This window comes from Streptomyces sp. NPDC058274 (genome assembly GCF_042881375.1).
In the GTDB taxonomy this organism is placed as follows: Bacteria; Actinomycetota; Actinomycetes; order Streptomycetales; family Streptomycetaceae; genus Streptomyces.
This window is the reverse complement of sequence record NZ_JBHVXW010000009.1, coordinates 68,646-83,350: the sequence shown is the minus strand read 5'-3', so window position 1 is coordinate 83,350 and position 14,705 is coordinate 68,646. Positions and strand designations below refer to the sequence as shown.

14 protein-coding genes are annotated in these 14,705 nt (G+C 71.6%); 6 read left to right on the top strand and 8 right to left on the bottom strand.

The annotated features are described in order from the left end of the window. The first annotated feature begins 16 nt into the window (after window positions 1-16). Both ACFVYF_RS19750 and ACFVYF_RS19745 read left to right on the top strand, forming a co-directional pair. Window positions 17-238: a hypothetical protein gene (locus tag ACFVYF_RS19750; RefSeq protein WP_389456931.1), complete on the top strand. Its 222-nt coding sequence runs from the start codon at window positions 17-19 to the stop codon at window positions 236-238. Between the two features lie 454 nt (window positions 239-692). Next, window positions 693-1,220, top strand: coding sequence for a hypothetical protein (locus ACFVYF_RS19745; protein WP_389456929.1), 528 nt, complete (start codon window positions 693-695; stop codon window positions 1,218-1,220). Window positions 1,221-1,318: 98 nt separating this feature from the next. Here ACFVYF_RS19745 and ACFVYF_RS19740 read toward each other — a convergent pair whose 3' ends face one another. From ACFVYF_RS19740 to ACFVYF_RS19705, 8 genes are all read right to left on the bottom strand, one after another. Then, entirely contained in the window at window positions 1,319-2,344 is a 1,026-nt protein-coding gene (locus ACFVYF_RS19740) for a GNAT family N-acetyltransferase (protein WP_389456927.1), read from the bottom strand. Continuing rightward, on the bottom strand, window positions 2,341-4,230 hold the full coding sequence (locus ACFVYF_RS19735; protein WP_389456925.1) for a DUF4910 domain-containing protein: 1,890 nt from the start codon (window positions 4,228-4,230) through the stop codon (window positions 2,341-2,343). Before ACFVYF_RS19735 ends, ACFVYF_RS19740 begins: the two co-directional genes overlap by 4 nt. Window positions 4,231-4,260: 30 nt before the next feature. Then, complete coding sequence (locus ACFVYF_RS19730; protein WP_389456924.1) at window positions 4,261-6,111, bottom strand: aminotransferase class I/II-fold pyridoxal phosphate-dependent enzyme; 1,851 nt, start codon at window positions 6,109-6,111, stop codon at window positions 4,261-4,263. Continuing rightward, window positions 6,108-7,328, bottom strand: a complete 1,221-nt coding sequence (locus ACFVYF_RS19725; protein ID WP_389456922.1) for a hypothetical protein — start codon at window positions 7,326-7,328, stop codon at window positions 6,108-6,110. The genes ACFVYF_RS19730 and ACFVYF_RS19725 overlap by 4 nt, the downstream gene beginning before the upstream one ends. 27 nt (window positions 7,329-7,355) lie before the next feature. After that, window positions 7,356-8,498 (bottom strand): alkaline phosphatase family protein, encoded by a 1,143-nt coding sequence (locus ACFVYF_RS19720; RefSeq protein ID WP_389456921.1) that lies wholly within the window; start codon window positions 8,496-8,498, stop codon window positions 7,356-7,358. Continuing rightward, window positions 8,480-8,641, bottom strand: coding sequence for a hypothetical protein (locus ACFVYF_RS19715; RefSeq protein ID WP_389456919.1), 162 nt, complete (start codon window positions 8,639-8,641; stop codon window positions 8,480-8,482). Before ACFVYF_RS19715 ends, ACFVYF_RS19720 begins: the two co-directional genes overlap by 19 nt. Before the next feature lie 204 nt (window positions 8,642-8,845). Next, window positions 8,846-9,688 carry a metallophosphoesterase family protein gene (locus ACFVYF_RS19710; RefSeq protein ID WP_389456917.1) on the bottom strand — a complete coding sequence of 281 codons (843 nt, stop codon included), beginning with the start codon at window positions 9,686-9,688 and terminating at the stop codon, window positions 8,846-8,848. Continuing rightward, window positions 9,685-10,668, bottom strand: coding sequence for a hypothetical protein (locus ACFVYF_RS19705; protein WP_389456915.1), 984 nt, complete (start codon window positions 10,666-10,668; stop codon window positions 9,685-9,687). Before ACFVYF_RS19705 ends, ACFVYF_RS19710 begins: the two co-directional genes overlap by 4 nt. Before the next feature lie 330 nt (window positions 10,669-10,998). Between ACFVYF_RS19705 and ACFVYF_RS19700 the strand changes: the two genes are divergently transcribed. The 4 genes from ACFVYF_RS19700 to ACFVYF_RS19685 are packed head-to-tail and all read left to right on the top strand — an operon-like array spanning window position 10,999 to window position 14,700. Further along, on the top strand, window positions 10,999-12,162 hold the full coding sequence (locus tag ACFVYF_RS19700) for a nucleotidyltransferase family protein (RefSeq protein WP_389456914.1): 1,164 nt from the start codon (window positions 10,999-11,001) through the stop codon (window positions 12,160-12,162). After that, window positions 12,162-13,148 carry an ABC transporter ATP-binding protein gene (locus ACFVYF_RS19695; protein WP_389457257.1) on the top strand — a complete coding sequence of 329 codons (987 nt, stop codon included), beginning with the start codon at window positions 12,162-12,164 and terminating at the stop codon, window positions 13,146-13,148. Before ACFVYF_RS19700 ends, ACFVYF_RS19695 begins: the two co-directional genes overlap by 1 nt. After that, complete coding sequence (locus tag ACFVYF_RS19690) at window positions 13,145-13,912, top strand: ABC transporter permease (RefSeq protein ID WP_389456912.1); 768 nt, start codon at window positions 13,145-13,147, stop codon at window positions 13,910-13,912. The genes ACFVYF_RS19695 and ACFVYF_RS19690 overlap by 4 nt, the downstream gene beginning before the upstream one ends. Next, complete coding sequence (locus ACFVYF_RS19685) at window positions 13,909-14,700, top strand: ABC transporter permease (RefSeq protein ID WP_389456910.1); 792 nt, start codon at window positions 13,909-13,911, stop codon at window positions 14,698-14,700. The genes ACFVYF_RS19690 and ACFVYF_RS19685 overlap by 4 nt, the downstream gene beginning before the upstream one ends. Window positions 14,701-14,705: the final 5 nt, after the last annotated feature.

Below are 14,705 nucleotides of genomic sequence, written 5' to 3'. Positions count from 1 at the left end.
TGATCGTTGACCCGGCATGACGAACACCCGCATTCTGCTCGCCTCCGCGGCTCTCGCCGTCGGCGGCCTCGCCCTGACCGCTCTCCCCGCCAGTGCGGACAGCCCCGCCCCCGCCCCCGCAGGACAGCTCGGCCAACTCGGTCAGCTCGGCCAACTCGGCCCGCTGAGCCAGGCCACCGGGGCGCTCAGCCCCGTTTTCGGTCTGCTCGCACCGGTCAGCGGAACCCTGCCCCTGTAGCAGTCCGGACCGGACGCTTCCGACACACGAGCGCCGTGGCCGTCCGGCCACGGCGCTCAGTCACGGGCGAAGCGCTTCGTCCCGTTCGTCGCACGTCCCCTCGCCGAACCGCCGCAAGCCGCCGCAAGCCGCCGCAAGCCGCCGGCGTGCGGTCGGCCGGAATTCGCGGATTGGCCGAGAACACCTGCGCACCACCACCCGGCGACGACCCGTCCGTCCCCCGTTGCGCGCCTTGAATCCGCCAATACCGTCCGGCCCTGTCGCGGGCCGGGCAATGCGACGCGTCCGGCCCTCAGAGAGGCCCGCCCGCGATCACCGTGCGGGAATACCGGTGACCACGCCCTTCAACATCCCTTCACAGGCTCACCACCAGTCACACACTTCCAGCCGAGTTCTGTTCCTGTCGGTTCCGGCGGTGCAGACGGTGCGCCCGGTTCTGCCTAGCCTCCCGGCCATGCCATCCACACAGTTGAGACGTCTCGGTCTCGCCACCGTCATCGCCTTCGTCCTCGCCCTGTTCGGCCTCGCTCCCACCGCGAGCGCTGCGGATCCGGCACCGGCCGACCTGACGTTCGCCACGAACAGCGCCACGACCGCCCCCGGTGGCACGGTCAACCTGTCGATGACACTCACCAACAACAGGACGTACGACGTCTGGTTCGTGTACCAGACCATCGAGCCGACCTGGCTGACCACCCAGCGGCCCGACCTGAAGTACAGCTTCACCGGCTGCAGTCTGGCCACCGCGGCCGGCAGCACCCCCTGTTCCGGCACCGGTCCCGCCAACCTCGGCGGCAACTACGGCGCGACCATCCCGCCCGGCCAGAGCCGGACCGTCACGCTCACGCTGCAGGTCGCCGCCGACTCCGGCTGCAACGGCAACATCGGCTTCTACTCGTACTACTACGCCGAGTTCAGCGACAGCGGGAACACCAGCGGCGGCCCCGTGTACACCCCTGAGACTCGCGTCCTCTGCGCCTGAGGCACGCGAAGGCCGGTCTGCGCGGGCGCGGCGGACCGGCCACCCGGCCCGGGCGTGACGCCGGCGCGGTGGTCGTGGTCGACCGGCCGCGCATCCGCTCAGGGCCCGGCGACACAGGCGTACAGCGGCAAGGCCGTCATGCCGTGGCGCTCCTTCATGGTGCGGTTGCTCCGGCCGCCCTCCACCCACTGTTTTCCGAGTTCGATGGCCGTGCGGATCTCCGCGGCCCACAGCAGGTAGTTGGGGCTGAAGCTGTCGATCGTGGCGTGGCTTGCGCCGCCCACCCACATGTGCAGGCGCTGCTCGTCCAGGAGGACGACCCCGGCCGCCGGAGTGCGGTCGCCCTGGTCGATGCGGACGACCCGGGCCCGCTCGCCCAGCCCCATGACGAAGTCGATGAAGGCGTCCTCGGGATACATGCCCGCGCTGTTGTGCTTGGCGGCGGTCAGCCGAACGAGGTCGCAGACGACCCGGAGAAAGTCCGGCTCGGGCGCCTCGACGGACGCCGTGACACCCCTGTCGGCCGCGCGCCGCAGATACTGACGGATCGTCCGCCGCGTCTTGCCGCCCAGGCTCGCCAGATAGGAGTCGTAGGTCGTGAAGCCGTGCAGCGGAAGCTGGAAGCGGGTCACGATGGGGGCGACCCGCCAGCCCTTGCGGCGGGCCACGGCGAGTACCGGATCGCCCTCGGCGACGCTGACCAGTCCCGCGGCTCCGACACCGTCGGCATCTCCCAGCTCCACCAGGGCGTCCAGCATGGCGCCGAGCACCCGGTCGCGATGGTCCGTGTCCGCCGCGAGTACGGGGATGCGGGTGTCGTAGCAGTACCAGTTGTGCCCGAGGAGCGCGGTGCCCTCGGCCTCCGGGATGCCCACGTCGCGCAGGAAGCCGTACGGGTCGCCCTGTTTCTGGAGGTAGCACGGCAGTACGGCGACGGTCCGGCCGGATTCGACGGCGGTCAGATAGCGGGTGGCCGCGTACGGGCTCAACGGACTTGTCTGGTAGGCCCGGAGATAGGCGGGCGTGTAGTGGACGGGGGCGGCGTCCGAACGGGCCACCCGCTCCCACTGGGCGGTGTCGATGTCGTCGATGGAGTCGGTGACGTCGATGTGCAGCGCGCTCAACTCGTTCCCCCTTCGGGCGCGGGGCCCGCCATGACTTCGTGGACCCAGCCCGCTCCGGTCATCGCGGCCAGGAAACGCTCCCCGAACTCCGGCTCCAGCGGGATCCCGGAGTCGAGTGCGGCGATGCGGACGACGTCGTCCGCGTCGGCTGTGCCGTCGATGCTCTGTGCCAGGGCCATCGCGGACGCGTAGAAGCGGCCCCGGTCCAGGGTCAGTTGGCGCAGGAACCACTGGTGGTCCTTCTCGTCGACGGCCCCCATCAGCGCGCGCAGGTTGAAGGGCCCCGGCCAGGCCCGGCGCAGGCCCGGACCACGCGGGCGGTCCTGGACGGCCGCTGGGGTGCCGTCGTCCCAGGCGGCCGACAGGCTGCGGTGCAGTCCGTCGAGCAGCGCCGCCTGGCGGTCGAGCACTCGCTCACTCGCGTCGAACGCCCGCAGCGTGCCCAGCGCGTCGCGGCCGTAGTGCCGGCGTCGGGTCAGCCGGGCCCGGGCCAGCGGGTCGTCGGTCGGCGGCAGACAAGCGGTCATCCGGTGAGCCGTCCAGCGGGTGAGGAGCTCGGCGATCCGGTCGGCGTCCCGGCCGCCGGCCGTCGCCACGACGGCCGCCGCGGACGCGGCTATGGCGGCGGACCTGCGCAGCTCCTCCGGGTCGACCTTGTCGAGCGTATCGGCACTGGAGTGGTTGAACCGGTCGGGCCAGTGCCCCAGTTGTACGGCGGGACAGCCGATCGACCGGTCGGCGAGGATCGCGTGGTCGGAGGCGCCGACGAACGGCGTCGTCCGCCAGGCCCAGACGTCGCAGTCGACCACGCCGCTGTAGGAGCGCGCGGCGGGCGGCAGGGCCCGTACGCAGGCCTCGACCACGGCATTGGCGAAGTGCGGAAGGTACTCCGGGCTGTGCTCGACGATGAGGGGGCCGCCGCAGCGCCGCTGGTCCTCGCCGACCATGTCGAGGTTGACGGCCATGGTCGGCAGGGGGAGCCCCGCCTCGATCGCTTGGTGCAGATAGGCCGCCGGGCCCACGAACTCGGGTGCCCAGACGAAGCGGACGGGCCGGCGCAAGGAGCGGCGGGCCAGCGCGCGTCCGGCCGCCAGGGCCGCTGCGACCCCCGAGGCGTTGTCGTTGGCGCTCGGGGCCGGGTGGCACAGGTGCGCCCCGATCAGGCACGCGTCCGGCGCCGAGCGCGAACCGGACGGCGTGCGCGCGACCACCACGGGCATCCGGCCGGGGGTCGTGTCGACGTCGACGACGACGCGGACCCGCTCACCGCGCCGCTCGGCGTTCCGCAGGACGTCGAGCTGGTCCGGGCGCACGCTGAACCCGAACAGACCAGTGGCGGCGGGCAGTTCGAGGCGGCCCACCTGATCGTGACGGTCGGGATGGGTCGTCACGGCGAAGCCACTCGCCCCCTCGCTGCGCATCCGGGCGAACAACTCCCCGTCGAGTCCGGCCGCGGAGGCGACGAGCACCAGCGCACCCGGCGGCCACTTCGGGTCCTGTGGCAGGGCGAGCGGGGCCCGGCCGTCCGCGGCCGCCGAGTTCACCGCCAGGGCGTAGGGCTGTGCGGGATACGTGACCAGCGGCGGCCCTCCGCCGACCGACAGGTGAGCCGTGCGCGGCGTCCAGGCGGCGGGCGCGGTGAACGTCCACCAGGCGGTCCGGCCGTCCGCGGGGAAGTTCAGCACCTCCACGTCGGCCAGGCCCGCGCGTTCGGCCTCGTCCGCCACGAAGTCGGCCGCGGCGGCGATCCCCGACGACCCCTGGTACCGGTCCCATTCGACCAGGCGGCCGACCTGACGCATCGCCTCACGGGCGTCGATGTCCTGGTGGATCCCGCCGACCAGACCGGTCAGGACTGTCAGGCCCGGGGATGTCCTGTCGGTCAAGTGAGGCCCCATCGCTGCGCGTCGACTCCACTAACCATGCTGGGCGAAGGCCGCGCGGAATGCCGTCAACCGCGCCTCCGACAACGGAACAGAGATCTTGAACAGCCGCTCCCGGGACCTGTCGCCGAGCGAGCCATCGTTCTGGTCACCTTCCCCACCCGCGATCTCCTTGACCCGCAAGCCGTGTCCGGCGATGACGGCCCCGGCCCCGGCCTCCCCGCGCACGGTCACCCACGGCAGACAGGGCGCCCCCTCCGTCACCTCCAGGCCCGCCCGCCGCAGCGTCGCCGACACCTCCGGCTTCACCTCGGCGATCCTGGCCCGCAGTCCGGCGAAGACGTCGCCCTGTCCGATGAGCCGGAGCGCGACCGCGAGGCCCGCGCTGTTCGCGGCGAGTGGCGGGGCGACCTCCCGCAGACGTGCGGTCGGCCCGGGCTGGGCGACGGCGAACCCGACGCGCAGGCCGCCGCAGCAGTAGCCCTTCGAGAGGCTGCGGACCACGACGAGGTTGGGGTGCTCGGCGACCGCGGGCACACAGCTCGCGGCGGGTCCGGCGTAGGTGGCGTAGGCCTCGTCCAGCACCACGGTCGTGCCGCGCTCGCGGGCGGCCCGGGTGATCTCGTCCAGCTGGGCCCTTCCGTACAGATCCCCGGTGATCGTCGGCCGGTCGAGGACGAGGACGGACGGGGTGTGCCGGTCGAGGTCGGCACCGAGATCCTCGATACGGGTCACGAACGTCTCGGCACCCAGCCGCTGGGCCCAGCGGGGCAGATCCGGGTGGCCACCCGCCAGATGCAGCACCGGTCCCGGCACGGCCAGCGCCGCGCAGGCGTGCAGCAGACCGGTGGCTCCGGTGCCGGCCGTCACCATCTCCGGGGAGAGCTCAAGGCCGAAGTGCTCGGACAGCACCGGGGCTGCCTGCTCGGCGGCGTAGGGATCGGTCACGTGGTACGCCCGGGCCAGGTCGGCGGCGTCGGACGGGATGCCGTCGGCCGCGGTCCCGTGGAACGCGCGGTCCACCGAGGACCGTACGAAATCGATCTCGTCGGGTGACCAGCGCAGATCCAGCGCGGTCGCCGTTTCGTCGGCGGCGGACCGCTCCCATGTGGCGATCGCGGTGGGCCGGCGCCGCGGGTTCCGGGCGATGAACTGCACGTAGCGCGAGGTGAGCGCGGCCGGGCGGTCGAGCGTGAAGTCCGCGTCGACCCGCTCGACGGCGAACCCGGCACGGGTGAGCAACTCCCTCACCTCGGCGGGCTGGTACATCCGTACGTCGTCGTGGATGACGACCGGCTCCGCCCCGCGCCGCCGGACCTCGATCTCCCCGGCGCTGCGGCCCGAGGCCACCCGGTAGTTGCGGCGGAAGTCGGCGCGCAGTCCCTCGGTCTCGAAGGTCGCCTCGGGAACGTAGTGTCCGGCGATCGTCAGGACGTTGGAGTGGTCAAGGACCAGCAGCCCGCCGGGCACGAGTGTCCGGCGGGCCTCCCGCAGCAGGCGGAGCTGCTGAGCGTCGCTCCCCCAGCCGAAGGACTGGACGCAGATGACCGCGTCGAACTCGCCGACCGGCCACGGGAGTTCACGCAACAGGTCGAGGCGCAGCCACTCCACCTGTGCCCCCGAGGCGGCTGCCTCTTCGGCGGCCTGCTTGAGCGCCCACTCACCGACGTCCACGCCGGTGACGAGGAATCCGCGCTCGGCGAGGGCGATCGCGTGCCGGCCCGTGCCGCAGCCCAGGTCGAGCACGCGACGGCCCGGCGCCGAGGCGTCGAGGACCGCGGACAGATAGCCGGCCTCCGACGCCGTGCGCCCGGCGGTGTACTCGTGGGCCGCCACGGCCCAGAACTCCTCGCCGAAGAAGTCCTGGTACCAGGGACGGGTCATACGGCGTCCGCCCGCAGCGCCTCCTGACGGTGGAGGAATCCGCACACGTCGCACAGACCGGCCGGGTTGGCCACGCCCTCCTGGAGGAGGTACCGGCCGCCGCAGACCCGGCAGAGGTCGTCGACCACCGGCAGGAGCGAGCGCTGGACGTTCTCGAAGGCGTTGAACACGTAGTAGTCGATGCCCGGCCACAGGTCGTAGAGGTGGTCGGCCATCGCGTAGGCCAGGGAGCGCTCGTCGGAGCCGGTGGTGAACCGGCCGGGCGCTCCTTGCCGGTTGAGTTCCGGGGCGACGAGTTCGAGGTAGAGGGTCAGTTCCTTCTTGGTGATGCGGTACAGCGGAAAGACGTACCGCAGGTCGCCCAGTTCACGGACCGGGATGCCGCCCATCCGGTAGCCGGTCGTGAACCAGGTGACCATGCTGGCGACGAGGTCGTCGGCGTTGAAGCCGAACGCCACGACCGAGGCCCCGCGGCGTTCGGCCTCCTGTTCGAGCATCCGGCGCAGCACCTGGTGGCCGATCACCATGTTCATGTTGCGGTGCTCACCGGCGACGACCTTGTTCATGACGTCGACGAACGGCTCGCGCAGCTTGAAGAGTTCGGCGACGTCGTCGGCGGTGACGATCACATGGTCGACGCCCAGTCCCGCGCAGGCGTCGAGCGCGATCTGGAAGGTCGACGGCTCGTCCCAGTCGGGCAGTCCGGTGATGGTCACGGCGGTCATGTCGGCCTCGGGCCAGCGGCCGCGGGTCCGCTCCAGGAGCTTGAGGTAGGCGACGCTGTCCCGGCCGCCCGACAGACCGATGACGACCCGGTCCCCGGGGCGCATGGTCGAGCCGGCGGCGATGCTCTGTACGAAGGTCTCCTCGACGTACTGCACGAAGGTCTCCGCGGTGAGCTGCTCCGTGCGCCGTTCCAGGGTTCCGCCGTGGTCGAACACGATGGACTTCGTGTAGATCGGGTCGGGTGCCGCGTAGACGTGCTCCTTGGGGCGGCGCAGTACGTCCAGGTCGTAGTGGCGGACCTGGCGCACCTCGATGATGTCCTCCGCCTCGAGGACGACCGTCGCCTCGGGGACCACCTCCCCGTTGCGGTAGGTGAGCACGGCATTGACCGGGATGCCGTTGGCCCGGAGCACATCGAGCAGGCTCTGGCCCGCCGTCGAGTGCAGGGTCTCCGAACCACCAGTCTTGTTGCGGAACACGACCGTGCTCACGCTCTCTCCTTCATGTCGGGACGATGATCAGGGCAGGACTGTCGCGAGCGGGGGGTTCCAGGCGGCGAGCGGTACGAGCATCTCGTCGTCGGAGAGGGAGCCGTGCTCCCAGGCGACGCCGGGATCCGGCACAGGGAAGGCCGCGGAAGTGGCCAGGGCCACCACCGCGCCGATGCGGTCGCGGACCACCGGGGTCGCGGCCAGCAGACCGCGGGCCGCCAGGTCCTCCGGGGTGAGCACGAGCGCGTGGTCGCCGAGCGCGTCGCGCAACGCGTCGGCCACCTCGGCCTCGCGCCCGGGCAGCGGATACAGCCACCGCACGCGCCCGGCGCCGCCGCCGGGCATACGGCAGTGGGCGGGGTCGTCCAGGCGTGCCCAGGCGTCCAGCAGGCCGGCGCGAGGAGCCGCCGGGACCTGACCGTGGTCGGCATGGGCGAGGACGTCCCATCCGGCGTCGGCCCAGCGGCTCGCCGCCGTGTCGAGGATCCGCAGGGACTCGTGCAGGCGGGCGTCGTAGCCGGCCTGATGGATGTGGTCGTCGAGGTTCACGTACGCCCACACCAGGCAGCCGGTGTCCCGGGGTTCGTCGAGCAGCGCCTCGACCTCACGGACCGTCCGCTCGGCCACCGCCACCGGGTCGGTGGTGAGGCGGGTGACCGGTGACGGGACGACTTGGGCACCGCGCAGCAGGGCCGCGACCCACTCGCCGGTCAGCCGCTCCAGCTCGGCGCCGACCACGAAGGCGGGTGTGCCGGTCTCGACGGCGCGCTCGAAGAGGGTCGGTCCGCCGTGCAACAGGGCGTTCTTGGGCGGGGGGTACGAGCCGAAGCCGGAGGTGTCGCCCGTGACGAGATGGGTGACGCAGTCCGCGCCGGGCGCCCGGTAGACCATGCCGACGGCTCCGTGCAGGCTGGGGCCCGCGCCGGTGACGGCGGTCAGCCAGGCGGTGGTCGAGGTGCTCGGGAAGGTGGAGAGCAGCGGTCGTACCTGTGCGTGGGCGAAGCCGGATTCCGCCACGCCGTACGACAGGCCGTCGACCGCCAGGACACACAGCCCCCGGGCCGCGGTGCGCAGACACCGCTCGACGACTTCGGGCACCACGCGCAGGTCGGCGGACGCTGTCGCCCGTCCGCCGACACGTGACGCTGCGCTCAGAAGTTCGGTACGCAATCGGTGCAGGTGGTACGGAACTTGGCGATGTGCGCCGCCTGGCGCTCGGTGATCATCCGCTCGACGAGACGCGGCAGGAGCATCACCGGCGCGGGGGTCGACTTGGTCGTGGTTTTCGCGGTGACGAGTGGAGCTGTTTGCATGGATTCCTCCTGCTGGTAAAGGTGCCAGAGAATCGAGCCAAACAACCTTCAACTTTGCGTGAACAGGTCAACACAGGCCGAACTTGCGTGTCAACACCGAACCGCTCCGAAATTCCTCCCCAACTTCCCTCATGTTTCAGGGAGTTGACGGAATGAATGATTCCTTCCACAGGCGCTGGTTTACTCGGGTGGCCCCTCCGGCGGTCAATTGACAAAGATCCTGTCTTCGGCGTCCTCGACGATCCGCTCGGGCGTGGGCGGCTCCATCAGCGTCGCGGCATAGCGCTCGGCTTCGGGGTCGGCGGCCAGGTGCGCGCGGGCCACGGCCTCCGCGGCGTCGTAGCGCGTGGTCCTGAGCCGGACATCGGGACCCAGCAGGGCCCAGTACGCGGTGCCCGGCTCGCCCGTGTGGTACGGGAGTCCGACGCTCCCGGGGTTGACGCTGCGCAGGCCCGCCACCGCCCGGTCGAACTGGAGGTGCGAGTGTCCGGTGACCAGCACCCGGGCGTCCAGCGCCGCCGACAGCTGCGCGAACCGCTCCGGCGGCGTACCCGGCGTGACCAGTTCGTGGTCACTGCGCGGCGATCCATGACAGAAGTGCACCGGACCGAGCCCGTCGATCTCGACGACGACACCGAAGGGGACGCGCGCCAGGAACGCCATCGCCTCGGGCGAGTGCTGCGCGGCGATCCACGCCTGGCGCGGCGTGGCGGCCCTCTCGCCGGAGATGCCGATCCCGGCGGCGAAGCGATCGGCGTTCCCACGCACGCACAGGACCCGGTCACCCAGCGCGGCGATCAGCTCGTACGTCTCCTGCGGCTGCGGGCCCCAGGTCAGATCGCCGCAGAGGACGACGAGGCCGGCCGCGGCGACGTCCGGTTCGGCGAGGACCGCTTCGAAGGCGGGGATGTTGGCGTGGATGTCGGAGAGTACGGCGACCCGCGCGACCGGCCCGTACCGGCGCGGGGGCCCTTCCCAGCTCGCCGGGCCGTACAGCGTGACGTCGTCCATCGGGGCCTTTCCGGCCGGGCGGTGCGGGGCGTTCACCGGTCCGAGGTGACGGCGGCGGCCGTCGGATTCTGGGTGTCACCGGTCCGGGCCGCGGCGACGGACCAGGGGTGCGCGGGGCGGGCGCCCGGAGGCGGCCCGATCAGCGCCCGCCCCTCCGACGGAAGGCCCTCGACCAGCTGTGCGGCGATCACGATACGGTCCCACAGGGGCACTTCGCACTCACTCTCCGTCAGCTGGTCGAGCAGGTCCGAGAGCCCGGCGGCGTCCGCCGGCCGCCGAGGGCCGCTCCAGGCCGCCGGGTGCGCCTCCGGACGTGCGGGCGGCTCCAGCGGGTGGGCCGGATGAGCGGCGTAGAGCCGGCGGACCGCGGCCGCCACTTCGGTGTCGCGGCGGGGCGAGGGATCGCCCGCCAGCAGCGTGAAGGCCTCGTCCCGCTGTCGTCCGGGCAGAAGCACGCCCACCTCCCTGATCAGATCGGCCGGATCGTCGGGTGCGTGCAGGAAGTTGAGGCACATCAGCTCGCAGCCGAGCGCCTCGCGCAGCGAACTCCCGTTCGCCGCGCGGTTCTTGGACGAGCCCTTCAGCTCCGCGAGCCGTTCGGCCGCGGTGGTGCCCGTCCGCTCCGGCCCCTGGGTGTCCCGGAGGGGGACGAACAGACAGGGCGGTCCGGACTCGAGGATCATGTCCACGGCGCGGATCACCGCGAGCGGTGCCGCGTTGATCTGATAGCGCCACAACTCACGGCAGACGCGCGCATCGACGCGGACGTCGAGGGCGCCGAGGGGTGCGAAGCCGTGCTCGGCCAGAAAGGCCAGCGCCGGTTCGATACGCCGTCCGACGACCGCGTCCGGCTTGAACATGACGAAGGTGCCGCGCCGCAGTGACCGTGTCGTCTCCGGCACGTCCCGCCGGTCCAGCAAAGCCGCCGTCTCCCGGAAATAGACGTCATTCGGGTAAATGCGGCGCCGTACGGGATCACGGGTGAAGGGGGCCCGCAACCACTGGTGGACAGCCATGGTCCTCCGAGTCTCCGGTCGTTCGCCAGGGCTCGGTATCTCTGCATCAATTCACGCCAACTCGGCTGTATGCAAAGCGACTTGAGCCATTGTCATGAACCATTCGAAGCAATAGGGTGAGGCTAACTTCCATGACCGGACACATCAAGGAGGGTCCCATGAGCGTCAGCTTCAAGAAGGTTACGGTCCGCCCGAAGCCCGGCAAGTAGCAACCGGTGCGGATGCGATCAGGATCCGCCTATTCCGCTTTTCCGGGGGTCCTGATCGCCTTCTCTTCGCGCAGCACATCCTTCTTCGATCACGAACTCGTCCAGCGAGGCGGAGTCGGCGTTGACTGAGGTATCGACCGGGACGGTACTCGCCCTGCTGGGGGCCCCGCCCGCGTCTTCGCGAAATGCCCTCCTGGGTACGGCCCGCGGCGCCGGGCACAAGCTCGCCGCGACGCTGCTGAGCCTCTGGGCCGCGGCAGGTGAGGACCTCACCGCTGACGAGAGCGCCGAACTGACGCTGTGCCGAGAGCGCATCGACCGGTACCGGCAGGTCTGGGAGCAGCTGCGGGAACGCGCGCCCGACATCTTTCTGCTCAAGGGCATGACGATCGCCGCCCTGTATCCGCCGGGCGTGCTCCGCTCGGCCGGCGACCTCGACGTCATCTGCCCGAGCCACGCCGATCTGTGGACCTGCGCCCGCCATCTGACCGCGCACGGCTGGCAGTTGGAGGCCTTCACCCTCGGCCCCGCCCGGCCCGGCGACACCGTGTCCCACCATGTCGGCGCGGAGTTCCGCCTCCCCCCGTCCGACCCCTCCCAGGAGCCGTACGCGATCGGCCTGTTCACCGCCGAGATCGTGACGGACGTCCGAGGACCCGCCTGGCAGCTCGCGCGTCCACCGCGCTCCGCCCTGGCGGCGAGCACCGTCGCCCTGACGGCGGAGCGCTGGGAACGCCCCTTCCGCACACGTGATCTGCTCGACCTGGCGCTGCTGCTGGAGCATCTGGACGAGGCGGGCGTTCGGCAGGTGCGGGACGACCTCGCGAGAACCGGTCTGTGGCCGGAGTGGCGGGAAGCCATGCGCGGGATCCGCCGGCTGTGCGGGCCTCCCCCGGTGGAACTGCCGCACACCCGGACCGCTGTCGTACGGGAGAGGCTGGCGCGGCCCGTTCGCGGGGCGCTGCGCTGGTGCCATCCGCTGCGCGCGCCGGCCTTCGCGGCGCAGTACGGGATCGAGGGCCGCGGCGGCCGATGGGCCGAACTCGCCTCCGACCTGGTGCACCGGTGGGCAGGCGCCCGGCGGCTGCTCGGCGCGGGCGTGCCGCTGTTCGGCGTACCGCTAGACGACGAGCCGGCCGACCGGCTGCGCCTCGTCGACGTGGGCCGCCATCTGGTGGCCCGTACTCCGCTCGGCTCCTTCCTCCTGGTGTCCGGTGCCGCACGGCAGGAGTGGCTCGACGAGGCGCGCGGCGCGGCCCCTTCCACCGTGGGAACAGGAGCGTGATGCACGACAGCGGCAACCGGCCGGGCGATGGGCAACCGGCCGTCGAGACCCACCAGTTGCGCCGGGAGTACCGCACGCGGCGCGGCCCGGCGGTCACCGCCCTCGACGACGTCTCGATCCAGGTGGAGCAGGGCGAGGTGCACGGGCTGCTCGGCCCGAACGGAGCGGGCAAGAGCACCCTGATGAAGATCCTCTCCACCGTGCTGCTGCCGACCTCGGGCAGCGCCCGTGTGCTCGGGCACGATCTGGTCGCCGACCACCGCCGGATCCGCCCGCTGCTCGGCATCGTATTCGGCGGCGAACGCGGTCTCTATCCGCGTCTGTCGGCCCGGCAGAACCTCCGCTACTGGGCTGCTCTCTACGGCATGTCCGGCAAGAACGGACTGGCGCGGGCCGACGCACTGCTGGACGAACTGGGCCTGGCCGAGCGGGCCGAGGACCGGGTGGAGACGTTCTCGGTCGGCATGCGCCAGCGTCTGCACCTGGCCCGGGGAATGATCGGCGACCCCCGCGTCCTGCTGCTCGACGAGCCGACCAACGGCCTGGACCCGCTGGCAGCACGCCAGTTGCGCGAACTGATCCAGCGCCTCGCGGGTGAGGGCCGTACCGTCCTCATCGCCACCCACGACCTGGCCGAGGCGGAGGTGCTCTGCGACCGCGTCACGATGATCAACCACGGCCGGGTGGTCGCCGCCGAGGCGCCCCGGACACTGGCCCGGCTCGTGTCGCAGCAGGAACGTGTCCGGATCCGCGCCGACACCGAGCTGCTCGACCGGGTGCGCGCCCTGCCCGGGGTCATCGGCGTGGATCCGGCCGACGACGGCACGGCGGTCGTCTCGGTGGCGAGCCAGGAAGCCGTCGGCCGGGTGCTGGCCTTCGTGGTCGCACAGGGCGTCACCGAGGTCCGGACGGAGCTGCCCGGCCTGGAAGAGGTCTACCTCCGGCTCGTGCACCGCAACGAGAAGCGCAGCGTGGTGAACCGGTGAGTCTTCTGGCAGCGGCCGGCCGTCTCCAGGGCAGCCTGGTCCTGACCCACCGCGACTACCTCATCGACCTGGTCCGCACCCCGCTGCTCGCCACGGTCTTCCTGCTGCTGATCCGGCACAACGACCGGCCGGACCTGATCGCCTACGGGCTGCTCGCGCCCGTACTGATGGGCGTGTGGAGCATGGCCATGCTGATCTCCGGCGAGGTCGTCGACAACGACCGCTGGCTCGGCACCCTGGAGTTGCAGATCGCGGCCCCGGTCGACTTCGCCAGGGTGGTCCTCAGCCGGGTCTGGGTGACCACGGCGATCAGTCTGCTGACGGTCGCGGAGGTCGCCGCGGTGTCGGTCCTCGGCTTCGGCATCGTGCCCGAGGTGCACCATCCGCTCGTCTTCCTCGTGGGCCTGCTGGTCACGGCGATCGCCACCGCGGGCGCCGCCTGTCTGATGGCGGCCCTGTTCGTGGCGACGCGCACGGCACGCACCTTCCAGAACTCACTGAGCTACCCGGCCCTGTTGCTCGGCGGGGTGTTCACCCCGCTCGACAGGCTCCCGGAGTGGACCCATCCGATCGGCCGGCTCATCTATCTGTCCTGGAGCTCCGACCTGCTGCGTGACGCGCTGGGTCCGGCGCCGGTCACCGATGTGGTCTGGCGGATCGGCGCCGTCCTCGGTCTCGGGCTGCTGACCGGCGTGGGGGGATGGCTGCTGCTCGGCAGGGTCGTACGGCTGGTGCGCGAGAGCGGGACGGTGGGTCTGCGATGAGCGGCCGGACACAGGTACTGCGCTGGGCGGCACGCGCGGGCGCCGCCGACTACGGCACCATGTTCACCTGGAAGACCTGGCTGCTCGGCTGGTTCGTGCGGATGCTCGCCCAGGTGCTGTTCTTCACCACCATCGGCGACCTGCTGGGCCCCGGACAGGCGCGCTATCTGCTGATCGGCAACGCGGTGGCCCTGGTGGCGCTGCACGGCATGTTCGCGACCGCCTCGACCACCTGGGAGCTGCAGAACGGCACCCTGGCCCTGCTGGTCGCCTCGCCCAGCAGCCCCTCGCTGGTCCTGCTGGGGCGGAGCCTCTTCTGGCTTCCGGACGGCGTGGCCTGCGGGCTGGGCGCCATCCTCATCCTCGCTCCCGTCGCGGACCTCCAGCTGACCGTGACGTCGGTGGTGCTGCTGGCCCTGCTGCTGGTGCTGGTCGCGGTGACGAGCTACTGCCTCGGCCTGTTTCTGGGCTCCCTGGTGCTGACCACGGCCGACCTGCGCAACGTGGTGTCCAACGCCGCGTTCACGGTGATGCTGATCGTCTGCGGTCCCGAGGTGCCGGCGGGCGCCGTCGGCCCGGTGCTCGGCCGGCTCGGTCACGTACTGCCGCTCACCCACGGGCTGCTGGCCGTCCGCGAGGTGCTGGCAGGCGACGCGGGGGCCCACACGGCCGCACTCGCCGGGTGGGAGACGCTGATCGGGGCGTGCTGGCTCGCCGCGGCCCTCGTGGTGCTGGGATGGCGGGAACGCCGGAGCCGGCGCGACGGGGCGGCCCTCTTCCTGACCTGATCACC

Bases quoted from the DNA above. Each gene is read 5' to 3' on its own strand.
- ACFVYF_RS19705 (WP_389456915.1), bottom strand. From the start codon at position 10,668: ATGGCTGTCCACCAGTGGTTGCGGGCCCCCTTCACCCGTGATCCCGTA.
- ACFVYF_RS19730 (WP_389456924.1), bottom strand. From the start codon at position 6,111: ATGACCCGTCCCTGGTACCAGGACTTCTTCGGCGAGGAGTTCTGGGCC.
- ACFVYF_RS19715 (WP_389456919.1), bottom strand. From the start codon at position 8,641: ATGCAAACAGCTCCACTCGTCACCGCGAAAACCACGACCAAGTCGACC.
- ACFVYF_RS19685 (WP_389456910.1), top strand. From the start codon at position 13,909: ATGAGCGGCCGGACACAGGTACTGCGCTGGGCGGCACGCGCGGGCGCC.
- ACFVYF_RS19750 (WP_389456931.1), top strand. From the start codon at position 17: ATGACGAACACCCGCATTCTGCTCGCCTCCGCGGCTCTCGCCGTCGGC.
- ACFVYF_RS19695 (WP_389457257.1), top strand. From the start codon at position 12,162: ATGCACGACAGCGGCAACCGGCCGGGCGATGGGCAACCGGCCGTCGAG.
- ACFVYF_RS19745 (WP_389456929.1), top strand. From the start codon at position 693: ATGCCATCCACACAGTTGAGACGTCTCGGTCTCGCCACCGTCATCGCC.